The sequence below is a fragment of the Caulobacter sp. GW821-FHT05F04 genome (genome assembly GCF_059419665.1).
The window spans coordinates 421,936-442,379 of sequence record NZ_JBWKSF010000001.1 but is presented as its reverse complement, the minus strand read 5'-3'; the positions used below and the strand labels follow the sequence as shown (position 1 = coordinate 442,379).

General features: G+C 67.9%; 20 protein-coding genes. 13 read left to right on the top strand and 7 right to left on the bottom strand.

Annotated features, from left to right (window positions below):
- Positions 1 to 78 precede the first annotated feature (78 nt).
- Positions 79 to 408: a DUF1491 family protein gene (locus AC07R7_RS02195; protein ID WP_492883244.1), complete on the top strand. Its 330-nt coding sequence runs from the start codon at positions 79 to 81 to the stop codon at positions 406 to 408.
- Positions 409 to 555: 147 nt separating this feature from the next.
- The gene (locus AC07R7_RS02190; RefSeq protein WP_492836067.1) at positions 556 to 936 is read left to right on the top strand and encodes a hypothetical protein; all 381 of its coding nucleotides are present in this window, start codon (positions 556 to 558) and stop codon (positions 934 to 936) included.
- A 4-nt stretch (positions 937 to 940) separates the two neighbouring features.
- On the opposite strand, the gene AC07R7_RS02185 is transcribed toward AC07R7_RS02190, so the two are convergent.
- Positions 941 to 1,078 (bottom strand): hypothetical protein, encoded by a 138-nt coding sequence (locus tag AC07R7_RS02185; protein ID WP_492835127.1) that lies wholly within the window; start codon positions 1,076 to 1,078, stop codon positions 941 to 943.
- 239 nt (positions 1,079 to 1,317) lie between these two features.
- Here AC07R7_RS02185 and AC07R7_RS02180 point away from each other — a divergent pair, with 239 nt between their 5' ends.
- From AC07R7_RS02180 to AC07R7_RS02170, 3 genes are all read left to right on the top strand, one after another.
- Positions 1,318 to 3,699, top strand: coding sequence for a TonB-dependent receptor (locus AC07R7_RS02180; RefSeq protein ID WP_494633953.1), 2,382 nt, complete (start codon positions 1,318 to 1,320; stop codon positions 3,697 to 3,699).
- 85 nt (positions 3,700 to 3,784) lie between these two features.
- On the top strand, positions 3,785 to 5,305 hold the full coding sequence (locus tag AC07R7_RS02175; protein ID WP_494633952.1) for a DUF1570 domain-containing protein: 1,521 nt from the start codon (positions 3,785 to 3,787) through the stop codon (positions 5,303 to 5,305).
- Between the two features lie 18 nt (positions 5,306 to 5,323).
- Positions 5,324 to 6,922, top strand: coding sequence for a peptide chain release factor 3 (locus AC07R7_RS02170; RefSeq protein ID WP_494633950.1), 1,599 nt, complete (start codon positions 5,324 to 5,326; stop codon positions 6,920 to 6,922).
- Between the two features lie 13 nt (positions 6,923 to 6,935).
- Here the strand turns inward: AC07R7_RS02170 and AC07R7_RS02165 are convergent, their stop codons facing one another.
- Positions 6,936 to 8,165 (bottom strand): pyridoxal phosphate-dependent aminotransferase, encoded by a 1,230-nt coding sequence (locus AC07R7_RS02165; protein WP_494633949.1) that lies wholly within the window; start codon positions 8,163 to 8,165, stop codon positions 6,936 to 6,938.
- Between the two features lie 168 nt (positions 8,166 to 8,333).
- Between AC07R7_RS02165 and AC07R7_RS02160 the strand changes: the two genes are divergently transcribed.
- Positions 8,334 to 8,705: a methylglyoxal synthase gene (locus AC07R7_RS02160; protein WP_492883255.1), complete on the top strand. Its 372-nt coding sequence runs from the start codon at positions 8,334 to 8,336 to the stop codon at positions 8,703 to 8,705.
- Here AC07R7_RS02160 and AC07R7_RS02155 read toward each other — a convergent pair.
- The gene (locus tag AC07R7_RS02155; RefSeq protein ID WP_492883257.1) at positions 8,702 to 9,181 is read right to left on the bottom strand and encodes a ribonuclease H family protein; all 480 of its coding nucleotides are present in this window, start codon (positions 9,179 to 9,181) and stop codon (positions 8,702 to 8,704) included. The two genes, AC07R7_RS02160 and AC07R7_RS02155, sit on opposite strands and share 4 nt — an antisense overlap.
- A 381-nt stretch (positions 9,182 to 9,562) precedes the next feature.
- Between AC07R7_RS02155 and AC07R7_RS02150 the strand changes: the two genes are divergently transcribed.
- The 7 genes from AC07R7_RS02150 to cckA all read left to right on the top strand — a co-directional run bounded on the left by AC07R7_RS02150 (position 9,563) and on the right by cckA (position 17,157).
- Positions 9,563 to 10,936 (top strand): hypothetical protein, encoded by a 1,374-nt coding sequence (locus AC07R7_RS02150; RefSeq protein WP_494633946.1) that lies wholly within the window; start codon positions 9,563 to 9,565, stop codon positions 10,934 to 10,936.
- Between the two features lie 77 nt (positions 10,937 to 11,013).
- Positions 11,014 to 11,316: a hypothetical protein gene (locus tag AC07R7_RS02145; protein WP_492835112.1), complete on the top strand. Its 303-nt coding sequence runs from the start codon at positions 11,014 to 11,016 to the stop codon at positions 11,314 to 11,316.
- A 104-nt stretch (positions 11,317 to 11,420) separates the two neighbouring features.
- Entirely contained in the window at positions 11,421 to 12,677 is a 1,257-nt protein-coding gene (locus tag AC07R7_RS02140) for a DUF418 domain-containing protein (RefSeq protein ID WP_494633944.1), read from the top strand.
- 142 nt (positions 12,678 to 12,819) lie between these two features.
- Positions 12,820 to 13,083 carry a flagellar biosynthesis protein FliQ gene (fliQ, locus tag AC07R7_RS02135; RefSeq protein WP_099580251.1) on the top strand — a complete coding sequence of 88 codons (264 nt, stop codon included), beginning with the start codon at positions 12,820 to 12,822 and terminating at the stop codon, positions 13,081 to 13,083.
- A gap of 21 nt (positions 13,084 to 13,104) precedes the next feature.
- Complete coding sequence (fliR, locus tag AC07R7_RS02130; protein WP_494633942.1) at positions 13,105 to 13,860, top strand: flagellar biosynthetic protein FliR; 756 nt, start codon at positions 13,105 to 13,107, stop codon at positions 13,858 to 13,860.
- Positions 13,861 to 13,869: 9 nt separating this feature from the next.
- Positions 13,870 to 14,979 (top strand): flagellar biosynthesis protein FlhB, encoded by a 1,110-nt coding sequence (flhB, locus tag AC07R7_RS02125; RefSeq protein WP_492883265.1) that lies wholly within the window; start codon positions 13,870 to 13,872, stop codon positions 14,977 to 14,979.
- Between the two features lie 102 nt (positions 14,980 to 15,081).
- Positions 15,082 to 17,157, top strand: coding sequence for a cell cycle histidine kinase CckA (gene cckA / locus AC07R7_RS02120; RefSeq protein ID WP_492835104.1), 2,076 nt, complete (start codon positions 15,082 to 15,084; stop codon positions 17,155 to 17,157).
- Positions 17,158 to 17,175: 18 nt separating this feature from the next.
- Here the strand turns inward: cckA and AC07R7_RS02115 are convergent, their stop codons facing one another.
- From AC07R7_RS02115 to AC07R7_RS02100, 4 genes are all read right to left on the bottom strand, one after another.
- Positions 17,176 to 17,721, bottom strand: coding sequence for a DUF4199 domain-containing protein (locus tag AC07R7_RS02115; protein WP_494633939.1), 546 nt, complete (start codon positions 17,719 to 17,721; stop codon positions 17,176 to 17,178).
- A 118-nt stretch (positions 17,722 to 17,839) separates the two neighbouring features.
- On the bottom strand, positions 17,840 to 18,253 hold the full coding sequence (locus tag AC07R7_RS02110; RefSeq protein WP_492883269.1) for a response regulator transcription factor: 414 nt from the start codon (positions 18,251 to 18,253) through the stop codon (positions 17,840 to 17,842).
- A 20-nt stretch (positions 18,254 to 18,273) separates the two neighbouring features.
- Entirely contained in the window at positions 18,274 to 18,585 is a 312-nt protein-coding gene (locus AC07R7_RS02105) for a hypothetical protein (protein ID WP_492835098.1), read from the bottom strand.
- Between the two features lie 139 nt (positions 18,586 to 18,724).
- Positions 18,725 to 20,287 (bottom strand): autotransporter domain-containing protein, encoded by a 1,563-nt coding sequence (locus AC07R7_RS02100; protein ID WP_494633937.1) that lies wholly within the window; start codon positions 20,285 to 20,287, stop codon positions 18,725 to 18,727.
- Between the last annotated feature and the right edge of the window lie 157 nt (positions 20,288 to 20,444).

Genomic DNA, 20,444 nt, shown 5'->3' with positions numbered 1-20,444 from the left:
GAGGGGCGAGGTTTTCTCGTATGCTTCGAGACTTAGAGGGCGACCTATGCGCCCCGTGGGGTTGCGGTTCGGTTAGCGATGCTTCTTTCGACGGATATCTGGGTCGGCGCGTTGATCCGCCGCGCCGAACTGGGCGGCGCCTTCGCCATGGTCGCCCGCAAGGGCGACGCGCGGGCCGGGGCGGTGCTGGTCAAGATCGTCGACCGCCGGGCCGGAACCGCGCGGCTCTACAGCGAAGCCACGCGCGGTGACGGCGAGCGCTTCTGGATGCAGCCGGTCCGTTCCGAATTCGAGCCCGATCTCGACGCCTATGCGGAGCGCGCCGCCCGAATCGACCCGGACGTATGGGTGGTGGAGATCGAGGACCGTGACGGCCGTCACTTCCTGACCGAGCCGGTGGAGCCCTAGGCGCTTTCAATATCGGTGGAAGGATTGGGGAGAACTCGACTCTAGGGAGCCATTAACCCTGCTCCTAAACCGGACCTAAAGCTCATTTTGGGCATGCTGCGCGAGCTTTCGAACCCCCTCCCCAGAGTTCAGCAGCCAGTATCCGCCATGCTTTTTCTCATGAACGACGTCATTCTAAGCTTTGACGCGGCCGACCTCGCGCCCCCGATGGCGCGCGACCGTTTCGCCGCGCTGTCGCTCAACTATGTCGGCGAACTGGGCAAGGAACTGTTCGCGGAAGAGCCGCTGCTGCACCACAAGGACCGTGAGCGAGCCGAGCGCCTGGCGGCGCTGATCGTGGCCAAGGCGCCGGACGTCAATGCCGCGTTGTTCATCGCGCCGGGCCGCGGCTGCCGCAAGGAAGACGTTCAGGTTCGCTATGCGCAGCTGAGCATCGAAATCATGGCCGCGCTGCTGCAGCGCCAGAATTCCGGCGCGCTCACTAACCTGGAAGCCGATCGTCAGGTCTGGCGGCGCCTGGCCGCCTAGGGCCTCAGAATCGAACCAGGGTCATCAACCAGCCAAGCGTAACGGCCAGAACGACCAGTCCGGCCAGGGTGACGCCGAAGCAGAGCGCGCTATTGGCCGGATGTTGTCGGCCGGGCGCGCGGTGATGGTCAAGCAGGGCCATCGTTCGATTTCCTCCATTCGCCCGACGATCTGACGCCGCCGGTGCCGAATAAGGAAAGCATGACTCCAAACCCATTCTTCGAATAGGGGCATTTTGACCCATTTCCGGGCGAATTGCGGCTTTCAGAAGAACGCGGGTGTGCGAGGCTTCATCAAACCGACGTCTCACCGTCGCCGACTCGACAAGACCCGCCGCTACGCCGCGCTGAAACTCTCCAGTGCAGGTTGACGATGAAGCTCATGTCCACGGTCGCTTGGGGCGCGCTCGCCCTGGCCCTCTCCAGCCAAGCCCACGCCCAGCAGGCGGCTCAGCAGGCGACCGCCACCGAGGTCGACACCGTCGTCGTCACCGGCACCCGCCGCGTCGATCGCACGGCCTTCGAGTCGGTCGCCCCCGTGGACGTCGTCAGCCAGGAAGCGCTGAAGAACACCGTCTCTGACGAGATCATGGACAAGCTGGCGGCGACGACGCCGTCGTTCAACGTCCAGCGTCTGCCGGCCGCCGACGGCCAGGCCTTCGTGCGCCCGGCCACCCTGCGCGGACTTTCGCCCGACCAGACCCTGGTGCTGGTCAACGGCAAGCGCCGCCACCGCTCGGCGGTGCTGGGCGGACGCGGCCAGCAGGGCGTCGACCTGGCGTCCCTCGGGACCAGCGGCATCGAGCGCATCGAGGTGCTGCGCGACGGCGCCTCGGCCCAGTACGGCTCTGACGCCATCGCCGGGGTGATCAATATCATCCTCAGCGACAAGACCGGCTTCGACGGCTATGGCCAGTTCGGTCGCTACTATGCCGGCGACGGCGACAAGACCGAGATCGGCGCGCGCTACGGCCTGGCGATCGGCAAGGGCGGCAGCCTGGTCGGCGCGATCGACTACACCAACGCCGAGGCCACCTCGCGCACTCGCCAGCGTCCGGACGCCATCGCCTTCCAGGCCGCCAATCCCAGCATCAAGGTGCCGAACCCCGTACAGCGCTGGGGGCAGCCGGACCGCGAGGTGTGGCGCGGCTCGCTGAACCTGGTCCTGCCGATCAGCGAGGCGGTCGAGGCCTACGGCTTCGCCACCTACAGCGACCTGCACGGCGTCACCGACTTCAACTGGCGCAACCCGTCAACCGACACCTCGTACAGGACCAGCCCCGTCTTCCCCGGCTGGTCGCTGAGCCAGATCTATCCGGCCGGCTTCTCGCCGAAGTTCGGCCAGGACGAGACCAACGCCTCGGTCAATGGCGGCCTGCGCGGCGACGCCATGGGCTGGTCGTGGGACCTGTCGGCCGGCTGGGGCAAGGACAAGGTCGACTACTTCCTCAACAACAGCATCAACGCCTCGTTCGGTCCGCAGTCGCCGACCAGCTTCGACGCCGGTGCGCTGATACAGGAAGAGAAGACGCTGAACTTCGACGCCTCGCGCCCTCTGGACTGGTCGGTCCTGGCCAAGCCGGCCAACCTGGCCCTGGGGTTGGAAGCCCGCAAGGAGACCTACACGATCCAGGCGGGCGACCGCTATTCGTGGGACGTCGGCCCTGGCGCGCCGGCCGGCCTGCCCAGCGGCTCGAACGGCTTCCCGGGCTACGCGCCCAGCCAGGCCGGAGCGTGGGACCAGACCAGCTACGCGGCCTATGTCGACCTTGACCTGCCGATCACCGACAAGCTGGACGCCGACATCGCCGTGCGCCACGAGGACTTCTCGGAGTTCGGCCAGACCACCGACGGCAAGATCGCCGCGCGCTATGAGTTCACGCCGAACTTCGCCCTTCGCGGCGCGGTCTCGACCGGCTTCCGCGCCCCGACGGCGGGCCAGATCAACAACACCCGCACCTCGCAGGGCCTGAACACCACGACCCTGCTGCTATTCACCTCGGGCCGCCTGTCGCCGATCAATCCGATCTCCGTGGCCCTGGGCGGCAAGCCGCTCGAGCCCGAGGAATCGAAGAACCTTTCGTTCGGCGCGGTCTTCCGCCAGGGCGGCTTCACCGCCTCGGTCGACTACTACCGCATCGAGGTCGACAACCGCTTCGCCGTGTCGCCGAACTTCACCGTGACCCCGGCGCTGCGGGCCCAGTTGGTCGCGGCCGGCGTCCCGGGCGCCGACAGCCTGACGACGGTCAGCTACTTCACCAACTCGTTCGACACCCGCACCCAGGGCGTCGACGTGGTCGGCTCGTGGCGCGGCCAGCTTCTGGGCGGCCGGGCCGGCGTCACGGCGGCCTGGAACTGGAACGACACCAAGGTCACCCGCTCCAAGCTGACCGAGGTCTCGAACCTGGCCCGCATCAATCTGGAAAACGGCCTGCCGCAGAACGCCGCCAACGTGTCGTTCGATTACGCGCGCGGCATCTTCAGCGGCATGGTCCGCGCTCGCTGGTCGGGTGAGTGGACCGACGCCCAGGCCAACGGCGCGGCCGACCTGATTCAGAAGTTCGCGGGCAAGACCCTGGTGGACCTGTCGGTCAGCGCCCAGGTCACCGACGCGATCAAGCTGACGGTGGGCGCCGAGAATCTGTTCGACACCTATCCGGACGAGGCGACGTTCCAGGCCTCGCGCGGCCTGATCTATTCGCGCAACGCGCCTTACGACACCGACGGCGGCCTCTGGTACGCCCGCGTGTCGGCGAAGTTCTGACGGGCAAGTCCGCGCGGCGAGGTTGTGTCACGACGCGATCGCATGTCAGATCGCGTCGTGGCTTGAGTGACCGAGGAGTGGCGTGATGCGTCGAAGGATGTCGCGGCGGATATTCGTGACCAGCGTCGCCGCCGCGCCTCTCCTGCTCCGCGCTGGAAGGGCCGTGGCGCTCGGGAGCGCGGCTTGGCTGCACACGGAAACGCGATCCTTCTCCCTGTATGGGCGGGTGAGCGAGCGGGTGCTCACGCAAATGGCGCGGGACCTCGAGGACTTCGATCGGTTGCTCCGGGAGCTACACGGTGTCGACGCGCGGCAGGCCCGGCCGCTGCCGATCTATCTGGTTCCGCGCGACATCGATCTTCGCAAGGTAAGGCCGACCCTGTCGAAGGACATCAGCGGCTTCTACTCCGCATCCGTCGGCGATGTCTTCGCGGTCATGAGCGTGGACGACGGGGAGGAGCGTGGTCGCCGCGTGCTGTTCCACGAGTACACGCATCATTTCATGATGCAGCACGCGCCCGCCGCCTATCCGTCATGGTTGGTCGAGGGTTACGCTGAATACTTCTCGACCGCCCGCTTCAAACCCGACGCTGTCGAGCTGGGCGTCACCAGTCCCCGCATAGCTTGGCTGCGCGGCACGAGCTGGACGCCGTTCGAGGATATTCTGGGGCGGAGGGCCCTCTGGGGCAATCGATCCGACATCGCCGCCTTCTATGCTCAATCCTGGCTCCTCACGCACTACATGATGTCCGATCCCGAGCGGCTGGCGCGCTTGGCTCGCTATGCCGAGGCGGTCGCGGCAGGCGGCGATCCGGTGACCCTGATGTCCGAAGCCGTCGACGCGCCGCTGGACAGGCTGCCGCTCGTGCTTCGTCGCTACATGGACGCCCTGCCGGGGCGCCGGATGTCGCGACCGCCCTCGACGACGACGCCGTCGCCGATCACGCGTCTGCCCGACTCGGCGGACGATCTGCTGCTCGAGAACCAGCGCCTGAAGATGGGCGTGCCGCCGGACGAGCGTCCGCAAGTCCTGGCCATGATCCGGGATCGAGCCGCGCGCTACTCCGGCGATCGGCTGGCGGACATGACGCTCGCGCGGGCCGAGAACGACTTTGGGGATCGCGCGAAGGCCCAGGCGCTTCTGAAGCGGCGGATCGAGATCGACCCCCGCGACGTGGAGGCCCTGCAGACACTCGGCTGGTCCTGCATGCGGCAGGCGGCGGCGGAGCCGGCCCAGGCGCAGCGCTTGCTGAACGAGGCGCGCGACTGGTTCGGCAAGGGCTTCGCCGTGGATCGCGACAATCCGCTGCTGTTGTTCGACTACGGGATCAGCCGGCGTGGAGAGCCCGGCTATCCCAGCGACAATGTTGTAAACGTGCTGCTGCGCGCTCAGGAATTGGCGCCCCAGGTGGCGCCGTTCCGTATGGCCGCGGCGGACGCCTTGATGCGGCGAGGACGCTTCGACGAGGCGGCCGCCATGGTGCAGCCGGTGTTCAATGATCCGCACGCCGGCCCCGAACGGCTCGAGGCTAAAAGGCGGTTCGACGAGGCCTTGGCGCGTCGGCGACCGACTGATACGCCGTCGGAAGGTGACAAAAAGGGCTGATGGGGCTAGTCCCCGCGCATGAGCTCTTCCCCCGCCGCTGAAGCCGCCCGTCGGCGCACCTTCGCCATCATCAGCCACCCCGACGCCGGCAAGACGACCCTGACGGAAAACCTGCTGCTGGCCGGCGGGGCGATCCGAGCCGCGGGCGCCGTGCGGGCGCGCGGCCAGACCCGCCGCACCCAGTCAGACTGGATGAAGATCGAGCGCGAGCGCGGCATCTCGGTCTCGGCGTCGGTGATGACGTTCGACCACGACGGCCTGATGTTCAACCTGCTGGACACGCCTGGCCACGAAGACTTCTCGGAAGACACCTACCGCACCCTGACGGCCGCCGACGCGGCGATCATGGTGCTGGACGCGGCCAAGGGCATCGAGCCCCAGACCCTGAAGCTGTTCGAGGTCTGCCGCCTGCGCGACATCCCGATCATCACCTTCATCAACAAGATGGACCGTGAGGCGCAGGATCCGTTCGAACTGCTGGACGAGGTCTCGTCCAAGCTGGCCCTGGACCCGGCGCCGCTCTACTGGCCGGCCGGTTCGGGCGGCCGCTTCAAGGGCATGATGGATCTGCGCGGCAAGAAGTTCGTGCCCTATGCCAAGAAGAGCTCGACCGACGAGGAGGGCCACCCAGACCCCGTCGCCTTCAACTCCAACGCGGTGGTCCAGTACCTGACGCCCGAGGAGCAGGCCGAGGTCGAGGAGGGCGCGATGCTTGTGTCCGAGGCCAGCAAGCCGTTCGACGTGCAGTCGTTCCTGGAAGGCCACATGACGCCGGTGTTCTTCGGCTCGGCCCTGCGCCACTTCGGCGTCTCGGAACTGCTGGCCGGCATCGGCGCCTACGCCCCGGCCCCCAAGCCCGCCGCCGCCACGCGCAACGGCGTGGAGACCCACGTCGCCCCGGGCGACAGCGAGGTGTCTGGCTTCGTGTTCAAGGTCCAGGCGAACATGGACCCCAACCACCGCGACCGGATCGCCTTCCTGCGCCTGACCAGCGGCCGCTTCACGCGCGGCATGAAGCTGAAGGCCCAGAACACCGGCAAGGCCATGAGCGTCAACGCGCCGATCATGTTCTTCGCGTCCGACCGCGAGCTGGCGGAGGACGCCTTCGCCGGCGACGTGATCGGCATCCCCAACCACGGCGTCCTGCGGGTGGGCGACAGCCTGTCCGAGAGCGGGACCCTGCGCTTCGCAGGCCTGCCCAACTTCGCTCCGGAAATTCTGCGTCGCGTGCGGGTCAAGGATCCGCTGAAGGCCAAGCATCTGAAGAAGGCGCTGGAAGGTCTGGCCGAGGAGGGGGTCACCCAGCTGTTCCGTCCAATGATCGGCAGCGATTTCATCGTCGGCGCCGTGGGCCAGCTGCAGTTCGAGGTCATGGCCGATCGCCTGGCCAACGAATACCAGCTGGAGTGCATCTTCGAAGCCAGCCCCTATGCCGAGGCCCGCTGGCTGGGCGGCGACAAGGCCGACGTCGAGGACTTCGTGAACAAGCACAAGTCGGCCATGGGCCAGGACATCGACGAGCAGCCGGTGTTCCTGGGCAAGTCGTCCTGGGAAATCGGCTACGTCGCCGAGCGCTACCCGAAGGTGCGCTTCGAGCGGACGAAGGAACGGGCGTAACCGCTACGCCGCCCTAAAGGGTGGCGTAGTAGTCCAGTTCCGCGTGCTGGGCGTGGTCGCCCAACGCCATCGGCTTGGCGTCCATGACCTCTTTGAACGCGACCTTGAACTTGGCCATCTCCTCGGGCGTGCCGACCGAGACGCGGACGGCGTTGGGCCAGATGGGCCAGGTGCGGCCGATCAGGACGTTCCTGGCCTTCATCGCCGCGAACACCGCTTTGCCGTTGCGGCCGGTGTCGATCATGAAGCAGTTGGTCTGCGGATCGCCGATGACCTTGTAGTTGTTGGCCTTCAGCCAGGCCAGGGTGTCGCGGCGGGTGTCGCCGATGATCTTGCGGCGGGCCGGGACCAGGTCCGAGTCCTCCAGCGAGGCCCGCGCGGCCGCCGAGCCGGTGATCGGCATGGCGTTCTGGCCGAACGGCGTCAGCTTGGCCAGCAGGTCGGGCCGGGCGACGGCGAAGCCGCAGCGGATGCCCGCCATGCCGTAGATTTTCGAGAAGGTCCGCAGGACGATCAGATCCTTGCCGGCGGCCACCAGGTCCAGGGTGTCCTGGGCGTCGGTCAGGTGGATATAGGCCTCGTCGACCAGCAGGATCGAACCGGTCGGCTTGTTTTCCAGCGCCCAGACGATGTCCTGCTTGGTGGTCAGCGTGCCGGTCGGATTGTTCGGGTTGCAGATATAGATGACGCCGGCCTGGGCGTCGGCCTTGACCATGGCCTTGACGTCGTGGGCGCAGTCGGCGGTCAGGGGCACCTTCACCACCTTGGCCTGGCTGGTCTTGGCCGCGTACATGCCCGCCTCGTAGGACGGATCGGCGGTGACGAAGCTCCGCGTGGGCGAGGTGAAGGCCAGCACGCTGTAGTGCAGGGGCTCGGACGAGCCGGCATAGACGGCGACGTTCTCGAGCTTGAGGCCGTTCTGGGCGGCGAAGGTTCGCGCCAGAAGGTCGGTCTCGCCGTTCAGGTCGTAGCGCCCACCCAAGGGGGCGACCCGGGCGATCGCGTCGCACGCGGCCTTGCTGGGACCCAGCGGGTTTTCGTTGGCGTTGATCAGCGTCATGCCCGGCGGCGGCGCATTGGGACTCTGGCCGTGCAGGGCCATGCCGGACGGCGGCGTGCTCGTCTGGGCGGCCATGGCCAGCTGGGCCTCGGTCAGGATTGGCGCCGCGGCCGCCAGGAAGGCCGCGCTCCGCAGAAAGGATCGGCGCCCCAGCGCCGGCTCGCCAGTCATCCGTTTGGTCATGATCGTTCTCCCCATCGCCCGACAGGCTCAGGACGAACCTCTCCGGCGGCGGGCGCAAGAGGTGGCCGGCGCAAAAGCGCGCCGTGCTCAAGCCGCGAGCACAGCGATGCTTGCCATCGGCGCGGGGGCGCGAAATGAGTGCGGCCCCAGCCGTTCCGGAATCGCGCCATGCCCGCTCCCCTCGCCATCGGTCTCGTGGCCCACGACGACAAGAAGGCCGCTCTGGTCGACTGGGCCGTGGCGCACGAAGGCTATCTCAAGGACAAGGCGCTGTTCGCCACCGGCACGACCGGCGGCCGGATCCTGGACGCGCTGCCGCATCTTGATCTGGTGCGGCTGAAGAGCGGTCCCTTGGGCGGCGACCAGCAGCTCGGGGCGATGATCGCGGAGGGGCGGTTGGACGTGCTGATCTTCTTCGTCGACCCGCTGTCGCCGCAACCGCACGACGTCGACGTCAAGGCGTTGATCCGCATGGCGACCCTGGCGAACATCCCGTTCGCCTGCAATCCGGCGACGGCGGACCTGATCGTGGGCGCCTAGCCTGGGAACTTGAGCAGGTTCGGTCTCGGGATCGCGGCCTTGAAGCTGCCGCGCGACTTGGCCGTGTCCAGCCCGAAATCGGCCCAGGCGTTCAGAAAGCCGTTCGCCGGGGCGGAGGACGGCGTGGGGACCAGTTCCAGAACGGGACGGCCCGCGAGCGCGGCGCGCGCGGCGGCCCAAGCTTCCGGCTCGGCCGTGGCGTAGGCTCCGTCGGACGCCACCAGTTCCGCGGCCAGATCAGGATCGGCGAAGCGCAGGATCACCGGCGTGTCCTTGGGTAGGTCCGAGAGGCAGTCCAGCGCCTCGGCAAGGGCCGTCAGGCTCATCTTCGCGGCGCTGGTGCGCCGCTCGCCGCCAGCCGCGCCCTTGATCGCCGCCGCGCCGGTCTCGCCGTCCAGCCGCCGCACAAAGGACCAGCCGCCATAGCCCGGATCGGGACGGCAGACGCTGGCGATCCACAGGGTGACAGCGGCCATGGGTGGGCTCCAGAAAAGGCGTTCCTGGCCCGGTTCTAGCCTGCTTCGCCGTGAGAAGGGGAGGGCGCCCGTGAACGAAAGGTAAACCAGGGCTTAAATCTTATGGTTAACGTCATTTTCAGTTCAATGAACGAAGTTCTAACAAGTCGCGTCGATTGTCGGCTCCGCTTGTATTCAGAAAAGCAAGAAGTGTGCCAATTCACTACATGTTCAACCAAATTGGCCGAAATTTGAAGCAAGGTGTAAAAATATGGAAAATATTTATGGTTAACGCGCTGTAAACACCTGTTAACCACTTGTTAAAGTCGCTGGCTCCGGTTTTGCTGATTATGCGTTGAACCTCCGTCGGGCTGTCCCGACGTGGGACGATCCGTAGGCGGAGTGCGCAAGGCGATGTTCGAGTTCGGACGGGATCTAAAGCGGTTGTTTGGTGTGGACGCCGACTCCAAGGGAGCCTGGCGTGAAGGTTTGACCGGCGGGGACACCTCGCTGCTCGAGCTGCTCGACCTGCGCCTGCTGAACAATGAGGCCCGCTCGGCCGACGTGGTCGCCGGCCGGATCGGCGCCAAGGATCGCGGCGCGCGTCTGCTGGAGGCCGCCGTCGTCTGGCGCGAGCTGGCCCGCCGCGGCGGCGACGCCGCCGCGCTGCGCAAGGGCGCGGCCCAGGCCGAGGCCGGCGTGAAGATCTTCGAGGCCGAGCGCCGATCCGAGGCCTTGGCCGCGGCGCGCTGCGAGCAGGCCATTCTGGCCATTCTGGGCGCGGACCTGTTCGGCGACGAGGGCCTGATCGCCGCGGCGTCCGCCACCCTGGCCCGCACGCCGGTCAGCCAGCGCACGCCGCTTTGCAACGCCTTGGCCGCCGGCCTCGAAGGCCGAGCCGCCCTCTCCGAGAACAATGTCGACCGCGCCTTGGCCGCGGTGCAGGCCTATGAGGCGCCGCTGCGCGCTCTGGCGGCCGTCAAGCGGGTGAAGGGCGGTCCGGCCCGCCTGTTGCTGGCCGACCAGCGCGCCGCCCGTATCGAACTGATCCTGGCCTGCGCCGAGCGCCTGAAGGATCGCGCCCTGGCCGAACTGGCCGCGGTCGAAGCCAAGACGGCCGCCAGCGCGCTCGACTCCGACTTCGAACCCCTGGGCTGGGCCCGCCTGGAAGGTCTGCGTGGTCAGGCCCTGGTCCTGCTGGGCGAGCTGGACGGCGAGCTGACCCACATCACCAACGGCGTCGAGGCCCACTTCGCGGCCGTCGACGTGCTGGCGATCGAGCACAGCCCGATGGACTGGGCCCGCGCCGGCGCGTCACTGGGCGCGGGGCTGCAGGCCCTGGGCGAAGCCTCGACCAGCGAGCGCGCCTTCGAGCAGGCCGTCTCGGCCTATGACCGCGCCACCCAGGTGCTGAAGGCCCAGCCGGCCCTGGCCCTGCGCGCCGTGGTCGCCAACAACCGCGCCCTGTGTCTCGCGCGTTGCGCCGAGCTGACCGCCGATCTCGCGGTGCTGGACGCCGCCGAGATGGCCTTCAAGGCCGAGCTGGCCGCCGCGCCCGGCGGTCGCGATCCGGCCAGCTGGGCCGTGGCCCAGATGAACCTGGCCCGCCTCTACGAGGCCCGGGTCGAGATCACCGGCCGCGACGATGGTCGCCTGGCGCGCGCCGGCGCGGCCCTGGCCAGCGCCTTCGACGTTTTTTCCGAGCTGGGTTTGCGCTCGCTCACGGACTTGGCGGCACAGGGCCTGCAACGGCTGAAGCAGGCTCAGGCCGCCTGATCCGAAACGGAACACTCCCAAAGCGGGAGAAGGGGCGGCGGAAGGCCGGCCAACAAAGATAAGTAAGGGATGAACTCGTGATCGCTTCGCTCGCTCTCGCCGCCGCCGTCGTCGCCACTCCGGCTCAAGCCAAGGCTCCGTCGGACCTGCTGACCCCCGTGTCCGAGCCGCGCGTCGCTGTCGCCCTGCTGAACTGCATGGTCAAGCAGGACGGTCGCCTGACCGCCTGCACCGTGCAGGAAGAGAGCCCGAACGACCTCGGCGTCGGCCAGGCCGCCTTGTCGATGATCTCGCAAACCCAGGTCGACCTGCTGGGTCCGGACGGCAAGAGCCGCGCGGGATCGTACATCCAGGTGCCGGTGCGGATTCGCATCCGCTAGGCGCGCAGGCGGGGCGTCCCGGCGCCTTCGTCCTTCATGACGCGGAATAAACGCGACAGCCTGCCCCGAGCCCGGCCAGATTAAGCCGTGGCTTGGAGGGGGCGATGACGGCGGTTGATGCGAACGCGGGAACGACGGTCCCGCCGATCAAAGCCAAGGCGCGGATCCAGGCGCTGGACCTGATCCGCGGCCTGGCCATTCTGGGCATCCTGGCGGTCAACGCCGACGGTTTCGCCGCGCCGATGCTGGGCTCGCTGAACCCGGCCACTTGGCCGTTCCCCCACGAGGGCTGGACGGCGATCGCGTTCTGGATCGTCCAGGCCTTCTTCCACGAGAAGTTCGTCACCCTGTTCTCGATGCTGTTCGGCGTCTCGCTGTTCCTGGTGGGCGGCGAGCTGTCGGACAGGACGCGCGGCAAGTTCCTGGCGCGGCGCCTGGTGGTGCTGCTGGTCCTGGGCATGATCCATGGTTTCGGGATCTGGTGGGGCGACATCCTCACGCTCTACGCCTCGGCCGGCGCGATCATGTTCTTCTGCCGCTCGCTGTCGGCGCGGACGCTGATGATCGTCGGGGTGCTGCTCTACGGCGTCATGACGCTGCGGCACCTGCCGCCCGGCGCCCTGCCGCTCGCGCCGCCCGAGGCGCGGGCCAGGGCCGAAGCGCAACTGACGCCGCCGCCCGCCGCCATCGCCAAGCGCAAGGCCAGGGCCGAGGCCGATCTGGCCGAGGCGAAAGGTTCTGGGGCCGGCGCCTATCGCGTTAACACTAAGGAATACCAGCGGCTGCTGTCAGGCTATCCGCGCCTGCTGCCTTCGACCCTGGGCCTGATGATGATCGGCCTGTCGCTGTTCAAGTCCGGCTTCCTGGCCGGCCGGTCCAGCACGCGGCGCTATGGGGTGATCGCCGCTGTCGGCGCCGTTGGGCTGGCGATCGTGTCGTGGCTGGCCTGGCGCGGCGTCATGGTCGGCGCGCCGATCCTGGGCGGGGAGGTTCTAGGCCGACTGCTGACGCCGTTCATCTCGCTGGCCTATGCCAGCGTGCTGATCCTGCTGCTGAAGGCCGGCGCGGCGGCGGTGCTGTCGCCCCTGGCGGCGGCCGGGAGGATGGCCTTCACCAACTACCTGACCCAGTCGCTGATCATGACCGGCATCTTCTACGGCGGCCGAGGCGCGCTGATGGGGCAGGTCGACCGGCCGGCGCTGTGGGGCATCGTCCTGGCGATCTGGGCGCTGCAGCTGACCTGGTCGCCGCTGTGGCTCAAGCGGTTCGAAATGGGGCCTTTCGAGTGGATCTGGCGCTGCCTGACCATGGGCCGCCTGCTGCCGATCCGGAAAAGCGCGGCGGGCGGGGCGACGGCCTGAGCTCCACGCCCGCGACCCACCGTCGCGCCCCGCTTATCCAGGCGTCCGGGTGACAACCCCTAACGCCCTGTTAACCATATTTCGCCCATCTTCGGGCCTCGAAACAACGCGGCCAGTACGGCCGATTCCCACGAGGCTTCGCATGACGGGCGCAGAGGTTCTTGATGTCGGCCGGGACGCGATCTGGCTGACGCTTCAGCTGTGCGCCCCGTGCCTGATCGTCGGCCTGGTGATCGGCGTCGCTATCGGCCTGTTCCAGGCCCTGACCCAGATCCAGGAACAGACCCTGGTCTACGCCCCCAAGATCGTCGCCATCTTCGTGTCGCTGCTGATCTTCCTGCCGATGATGGGCGCGCTGATGAGCGGCTTCATGCGCCAGATCGCCGCCCGCATCGCCGGCATGTAGCGCAAGGGCAGGGGCCTTCAGGTGAACTCCTTCGCCACGGCGTTCCAGGTCTATGTCGCCGGCCTCGTCTTCGCGCGGGTCGGGGCCATGGTCATGACCATGCCGGGCATCGGCGAGCAGTCGGTGCCGCCGCGCGTTCGCCTGGCCTTCGCCCTCTTGATGGCCCTGCTGCTGGGGCCGCTGGTGCAGAACACCGCGCCGCCGATTCCGACCACCCTGGGCGGCCTGGTCGGCGGGGTGATCCACGAGATCCTGATCGGCCTGATGATCGGCTCGGTGCTGCGCCTGTTCATGAGCTCGCTGACCACGGCCGGTGAAATCATCTCGATGCAGACCACCCTGTCCTTCGCCCAGAGCGTGAACCCCTCGATGCAGGGCTCGAGCACGGCGGTGGCCACCTTCCTGTCGATGATGGGCCTGACCCTGGTGATGGCCACGGGGATGCATCACCTGTTCATCGGCGCGATCGTCAAGTCGTACACGATCTTCCCGTTCACCCGCGCCGTGCCGATCAACGACGCCGTCACCCTGGCGGTGCGGACGGTGGCGCAGTCGTTCTCGCTGGGCATCCAGCTGGCCGCGCCGGTGATCGTGTTCTCGCTGGTCTTCAACCTCGCCACGGGGCTGGTCGGCCGGGTCATGCCCGCCTTCCAGATCTTCTTCGTGACCTCGCCGCTCAGCGTGATCCTGGGCCTGTCCTTGCTGGCGCTGTCGCTGGGCGGCATCGCCATGGTCTGGACCGATCGCTACCGCGAACTCCTGGCCGTGTTCAACTAGGGGCGCGGCATGGCGGAAGATTCAGATCCCGAGTCGAAAACAGAAGAGCCGTCAGCCAAGAAGCTGTCGGACGCTCGGGCCAAGGGCGATGTCGTCAAGTCGGCGGACATCCCGCAGCTGGCCTCGCTGACCGGCGCGGTCTCGGTGATCCTGCTGGCCGGCGGCTGGCTGACGCGCGACCTGGTGAGCGCGCTCTATCCGTTCATCGCCCACGCCGGCACGATCGAGATCTCCAGCGGCGGCGCCGTGCTGATCATGAAGCAGGCGGTGATGGCCGCCCTGCCGCCGCTGCTGCTGGTGATGATCGTCACCGCCACCCTGGGCGTGATCGCCAACGTTTCGCAGACCGGCTTCATGCTGACGCCGGACAAGCTGAAGCCCGATTTCAGCAAGCTGAACGTGCTGAAGGGTCTCACCCGCATCTTCGGCATGGACGGGCTGGTGCAGTTCGCCAAGTCGGTCCTGAAGATCGGCGTCACGGCCTTCATCGCCTGGATGGTGCTGAAGCCCAATGTCGGCGAGGTGCGCAACCTGGTCGGCATGGACGTGTCGCTGCTGATCCCCGAGGCGCTCAAGCTGTCCAAGAAGCTGCTGATCATGGTGATCATCTTCCTGGTCGCCACCGCCGCCTTCGACTACTTTTGGCAGCGGATCCGGTTCATGAACCGCATGCGCATGACCCTCCAGGAGGTCAAGGACGAGTACAAGCAGTCGGACGGCGACCCGCACATCAAGGGCAAGCGCCGCCAGATCCAGATGCAGCGCTCGCGCCAGCGGATGATGCAGGCCGTGCCCAAGGCGACCGTCGTCGTCATGAACCCCACCCACTACGCCGTCGCGCTGAAGTACGAGGCCGGCGAGACCCCCGCGCCGATGTGCGTGGCCAAGGGCGTCGACGAACTGGCCTTGAAGATCCGCGCCCTGGCCGAGGAGCACGGCGTGCCGGTGCTGGAGGATCCGCCCCTGGCCCGCGCCCTCTACGCCAGCGTCGAGGTCGACCAGGAGATCCCTGTCGAGCACTTCGAGGCTGTCGCCAAGGTCATCAGCTTCATCATGAACGGAAAGAAGCCCCAATCGCGGCCCGAGGGGCGCGGCGGGCAGCGCGCGCGTCCTCTATAAGACTCAATTTCCGGAAAACTGACCTAGCTGTCGGGAAAGGCTATTCTTTTCCGATTACAGGTGAGTCGCGGCTTCGCCGTAACAAAGGTAACAATCCCGCCCATGGCCGATTTCCAGCTCCAGGACAAAGCTACGACCGGCGCGCCCCGCCGGCGCTTCGATCCGTGGCTGGCGGGCGCGGCGGTATTCTTCGTGGCCGCGGCGGCGTTCGCCGTGGCGCCGGCGCTGAAGGCCGGGCCGGTGACCCTGGCCGGCCTGCTGCTGCTGCTCGGCGTGGCCGGCGTGGCGATCCTGGGCCTTGTGGCCATCCGGGGTTCGGCGGTGACGGGCGCCGACGTCGACCAGGCCGAGGGCTTCATCGACGCCCTCAGCGAGCCGGCGGCCCTGGCCGCGCCGGACGGCCGCCTGCTGGCCGCCAACCTGTCCTGGCGCGAGGTGATGGGCGACCAGCGCCGCCTGCCCAAGGGCGTGGCCGGCTCCAGCCTGTTCGCCGCCCTGGTCCAGGCCCGCAAGGGCGAGATGGCTCAGGGCGTGCTGCGGGCCAGTGGCGTCGACCATACGGCCAATGTCTCGCGCCTGGCGGGCGGTCGCCTGCTGATCCGTCTGACGCCGATCGTCGAGCTTGAACGCGTGGTCGAGACGCTGGCGGCCGCGCCGGTCGCCGAGCGCGTCGCCCCGCCGCCGACCACCCTGGACGCCTTCGCCGGCGCCTCGCCGTTCGGTGCGGCTCTGCTTGAGGGGCTGGATCCCTTCAAGTCGAGGGTGCTGGAGGTCAATCCGGCCCTGACGACCATGACCGGCGGAAAGGCCGGCATGGTGTTCGGAGACCTGATCGATCCGGCCTCGCGCGCCGAGGCCGAGACCCGCCTGAACGAGGGCAAGGCCGGCCCGTTCGAGGTGCGTCTGGCCCGCGATCAGACCCGCATCGCCCATCTCTATCTCTACCGCGCCGAGGGCCGTGTCGTGGCCTACATGATCGACGTGTCCGAGCAGAAGCAGATGGAGCTTCAGCTGGCCCAGTCGCAGAAGATGCAGGCCATCGGCCAGCTGGCCGGCGGCGTCGCCCACGACTTCAACAACCTGCTGACCGCCATCCAGTTGCGCCTGGACGAACTGCTGCACCGTCACCCGGTCGGCGACCCGTCGTACGAGGGCCTGAACGAGATCCGCCAGACGGGGGTGCGCGCCGCCGACCTGGTCCGCAAGCTGCTGGCCTTCTCGCGCAAGCAGACCGTCCAGCGCGAAGTGCTGGACCTGGGCGAGCTGATCTCGGAGTTCGAGGTCCTGCTGCGTCGCCTGCTGCGCGAGGACGTCAAGCTGATCACCGACTACGGCCGCGACCTGCCGAAGGTGCGAGCCGACAAAAGCCAGCTCGAGACGGCGGTCATGAACCTGGCCGTCAACGCCCGCGACGCCGTTCGCGCGGCCAAGGGCGGCGGCATCGTGCGCATCCGCACGGCGCGCCTGACCCGTGACGAGGCCATCGGTCTGGGCTTCCCGGCCGCCGAGAGCGACGTCGCCTTCATCGAGGTGTCGGACGACGGTCCGGGTATCCCGCCCGACGTGATGGGCAAGATCTTCGACCCGTTCTTCACCACCAAGCCGGTGGGCGAGGGCACGGGCCTGGGCCTGGCCACGGTCTATGGCATCGTCAAGCAGAGCGATGGCTGGATTCACGTCCACAGTCGTCCAGGCGAGGGCGCGGCCTTCCGCATCTTCCTGCCGATCTACGACGCTCCGGCCGGCGCGGCCGCCGTCCAAGTCGCCGCCGAGCCGGTGAAGCCGCGCGCCGCCCGCGACCTGTCGGGCGCCGGCCGCATCCTGTTCGTCGAGGACGAGGACGCCGTCCGCAGCGTGGCCGCCCGCCTGCTGCGCGCGCGCGGCTACGAGGTGCTGGAAGCCGCCGACGGCGAGGAGGCCCTGCTGATCGCCGAGGAGCACGCCGGCACGATCGACCTGCTGATCTCCGACGTGATCATGCCCGGCATCGACGGCCCGACCTTGCTGAAGAAGGCCCGCGGCTATCTGGGCAATGCGCCGGTGATGTTCATCTCCGGCTATGCCGAGGCCGAGTTCAGCGATCTGCTGGAAGGCGAGACTGGCGTGACCTTCCTGCCCAAGCCGATCGACATCAAGACCCTGGCCGAGCGGGTCAAGCAGCAACTGCAGGCCGCGTGAGGCTCGTTGGCCGCTCCCCTATCGTGAAGCGACCGAGGTCTTGGCCGGCAGGAAACGCGGGTTTCGCACCAGGGCCGCGCTGACCAGGGCGACCAGCAGGCCGACGGGGAAGATCTCGGCCATGGTCATTGGTATGCGGAACAGCGGGTTGGCGTAGCTCGCCTTCATCTGCTCCATCTGGGCGACGGCCTTCGCATAGTCCGCGCCGCTGATGCCGGCGGCCTTCTTTTGGGCCAGCATGCTGGCCGTGTACTCGTCCATGAAGCGGTAGTGGGTGATCGCCAGATAGACCTCCCAGACGGCGGCGTAGGCGATGGTCGCCACGACCGCGACGCCGAGGCCGATCAGGAAGGCCGGCCAGAACCTGATGACCCCGCCCAACGCCTTGTCGCGGTGCGACTTCACGGCCAGCAGGATCGCCGACAGGCCGATCAGCATGATCAGGTAACCTAGCCAGACGCTGCCGTGCGAATGGCCGCCGGGGTTGAAGACGATCGTCGCCAGGATCCCCAGCAGGATGATGACGCCCGAGATCAGGCCGTAGGTCAGGATGGTGCGTGCCATGGGATTTCCTCCTCCGCGCCGCCCCGCGACGCGTCCCGAGGCTGCCGTCGCCGTGTCCGCGACGGTATCGCCCGAAAGGGTGAGATCGACAGTTTCGTCCTAACGGGCGGCGGTCAAGCTAGGGGATCAGCGCCAGATCCCGGGCCTTGCCGATCGCCTGGGTGCGACGGCTGACCTCCAGCTTGGCGTAGAGGTTGGCGACGTGAGTCTTGACCGTGTTGGGCGAGAGGCCGAGGTCGCGGGCGATCTCCTTGTTGGAGCGGCCGGCCGCCAGGCGCTCCAGAACCTTCACCTCCTGGCCCGTCAGGCCCAGGGCGGCGAGGGCCGCGTGGTTACGCTGGAAGCTCTCGGGTCGCGCCCGCGCCGCCAGCTTCCAGCCGACCCAGACGCCGCCGGCCGCGAAAGCCGCGCCGATCAGGCCGACATAGATTTGCCAGGAGAAGGCGCGGGCCACGAACCGGTACTCCAGCCACTGCAGCGCGAACGCGCCCAGCGCCAGGACCAGCGCCCACAGGAGGATCGTGCGGATCATCTCCCCCCGCATGATCCGGTTCAGCCTAGACGCGCCTTGGCCTCGGGCGGGGCGACCTGGTCGAACAGGATCTTCAGATGCTGGTCCTTGGCGTGGTCGTTGTGCAGCTCCCACGCCAGCGAGACCGGCAGGCGCAGGCGGCCGCCGTCGGGCAGACGGGCGATCAGCACGCGCCAGGAGAAGCCCTCGCCAGGATCGCCCAGTGGGTCCTGGAACTCGACCAGGGCCGGATCGCGCAGGCGGAAGCGCCGTTCGGGATGAGCCTCGAACCAGGCGCGGTCGGCCTCCGCGGTCGGATCCTTGATGACTTTGGCGGTGACTTTGCGAACCATGGACGCGTCCTAGCACCGGATGCGGAAACTTCCCATCGTGCGTCCATGAGGACCGTGGTCGAACAGCTGGGCCTGGAGCCCGTCTAGGAGAGGACGGCGTTGGCCGCCGGACTTTGGGAGAAGTCCAGCGGCCCTCGCGCTAGAAGCCGAAGCGCGCCCCGATCCGCAGGCCGCCGCCCTGTCGACCGCCGCCGTAGTCGCCGCCAGCCTCCGCGAAGGTGATCATGCCGCCAGCGGACCGGTAGCTGACGCCGACGGTGACTTGGCCAAAGGTGCGGCCGCCGTCCTTCGACAGGTGCTCGCTCTCACCGCCGCTGACCAGGGTGAGGCCGTTCTTGACCGTGAAGTCGTGGACCACGAACGCCGCGCCATAGGTGGTCAGGGCGCCGCCCAGCAAGTCGTTCCGCGCCGCGCCGCGCAGGCCGGCCCTGGCGGTGAAGCCAGTGGCGTGATCGAAGTCCAGGCGCTGGCCCAGGGTCTCCATGTCGTCGAGGCGCGTGCTGACATAGTTGACGCCCAGCAGCGTCTCATAGGCCAGATCGCCGTCGCCGAACCGATGGCCGGTCTCGACCTGGGCGCCGTAGGCGGTCCCGTCGAACTTGGCGTCGATGCCGTCGACATCGTTGCGCGCCTTGATCGACTGGCGGTCGGCCTTGGCCAGGGCGTTGAGGAAGAAGCCGCCCTGGGTCAGGGCGACATAGCCGCCGAAATTGACAACCCTAAGCTTGACCTCCTGGCCCGCGACGCCGCTGAACCGCATCTTCGCGTCGGCGTAGCCACCGGTCAGGCCCAAGGCGATGCGTCCGTCGTCCAGGCCGGCGTTGAGCAGGTCCAGACCCATCTGGCCGCCATAGGTGGTCTGCTCGTAGTCGACGGCGACCTCGCGCTGGGCCGACGCGGCGACATCGTCATCGCGGTCCTGCCGTCCGCCATAGGACTGCCCCCACAGGCCCGCGCCGTTGGCGGCGGAGCCGGCGTCGCGCAGGCTGGCCACATGCGCGCTCCAGGCGTCAGCCGATTGGCGCCAGACGGACCCGGCGCCCTCGGAGATCTTCAGCGCTTCATAGGTCCTTTGACCCGCCACGCCCTTCAGGCGGTAGGTGGCGGTCTTCGCGTCGAAGAGCAGGCCGTAGCGGATCAGACCGATCTCGTAGTTCTCGATGCGGAAGGCGTCCGCCTTCGAGTCCGCGCCGGCCTGGATCAGGATGGGGCCCTTGTCGCCGGTGAGGACGGCGGTCTTCGCCGAAACGCCGCCCAGGAGAATCTGCGTGCTGCCGTTGGCGACGTCGCCGACGACAAGCATGTCGGCGCCGTTCGGCCCGACATCGAGGCCCAGGCGCGCCTTGCTGGTGGCCCCGTTATAGTCGCCTGAAAGCGTCAGGACGTCGCCGACATGGCCGTTGCGCAGGTCGATCAGGCCCTGGTTCTTGAGGGCGTCGAGCGACAGCAGGGACACTTTCACGGGGGCCGTCGCGCCGGCGCCGACCGTGATGACGTCGTTGTTCACCAGCGCGTCGGAGCCGGCGAGGAAATCGACGTCCGCGGTAAGGTCGACGGGACCGTTGTTGGTGACCTCGTCGTCACCGTCCGTGAGCGGCTTGTCGCCGAAGATCGGGCTGGCCTTGGACGGATCGTCGGCATGGGCGGCGACGGGCGACAGCAGCAGCATGGGGGCGAGGATGGCCGAGAGCGCGGTCGACACGCGGAATCGGCCCGTGGCCGGCGTGAGCGCGCCAGCCCGGTGAGCAGAACTCAACACTTACTTGGACTCCGTAAGCGATCGCGCCCCCGCGACGCCGCGGAACCTATGGGGCGCGACGGCCCGGATCAAGCTGAAGTTTCGTAAAAACTGTACAAGC

Coding starts and splice junctions, on each gene's coding strand:
- AC07R7_RS02115 (WP_494633939.1), bottom strand. CDS start 17,721: ATGGCACGCACCATCCTGACCTACGGCCTGATCTCGGGCGTCATCATC.
- AC07R7_RS02175 (WP_494633952.1), top strand. CDS start 3,785: ATGCGTCGAAGGATGTCGCGGCGGATATTCGTGACCAGCGTCGCCGCC.
- AC07R7_RS02190 (WP_492836067.1), top strand. CDS start 556: ATGCTTTTTCTCATGAACGACGTCATTCTAAGCTTTGACGCGGCCGAC.
- AC07R7_RS02165 (WP_494633949.1), bottom strand. CDS start 8,165: ATGACCAAACGGATGACTGGCGAGCCGGCGCTGGGGCGCCGATCCTTT.
- flhB (WP_492883265.1), top strand. CDS start 13,870: ATGGCGGAAGATTCAGATCCCGAGTCGAAAACAGAAGAGCCGTCAGCC.
- AC07R7_RS02140 (WP_494633944.1), top strand. CDS start 11,421: ATGACGGCGGTTGATGCGAACGCGGGAACGACGGTCCCGCCGATCAAA.
- AC07R7_RS02160 (WP_492883255.1), top strand. CDS start 8,334: ATGCCCGCTCCCCTCGCCATCGGTCTCGTGGCCCACGACGACAAGAAG.
- AC07R7_RS02180 (WP_494633953.1), top strand. CDS start 1,318: ATGTCCACGGTCGCTTGGGGCGCGCTCGCCCTGGCCCTCTCCAGCCAA.
- AC07R7_RS02110 (WP_492883269.1), bottom strand. CDS start 18,253: ATGATCCGCACGATCCTCCTGTGGGCGCTGGTCCTGGCGCTGGGCGCG.
- AC07R7_RS02155 (WP_492883257.1), bottom strand. CDS start 9,181: ATGGCCGCTGTCACCCTGTGGATCGCCAGCGTCTGCCGTCCCGATCCG.
- cckA (WP_492835104.1), top strand. CDS start 15,082: ATGGCCGATTTCCAGCTCCAGGACAAAGCTACGACCGGCGCGCCCCGC.
- AC07R7_RS02195 (WP_492883244.1), top strand. CDS start 79: ATGCTTCTTTCGACGGATATCTGGGTCGGCGCGTTGATCCGCCGCGCC.
- fliQ (WP_099580251.1), top strand. CDS start 12,820: ATGACGGGCGCAGAGGTTCTTGATGTCGGCCGGGACGCGATCTGGCTG.
- AC07R7_RS02185 (WP_492835127.1), bottom strand. CDS start 1,078: ATGGCCCTGCTTGACCATCACCGCGCGCCCGGCCGACAACATCCGGCC.
- AC07R7_RS02170 (WP_494633950.1), top strand. CDS start 5,324: ATGAGCTCTTCCCCCGCCGCTGAAGCCGCCCGTCGGCGCACCTTCGCC.
- AC07R7_RS02105 (WP_492835098.1), bottom strand. CDS start 18,585: ATGGTTCGCAAAGTCACCGCCAAAGTCATCAAGGATCCGACCGCGGAG.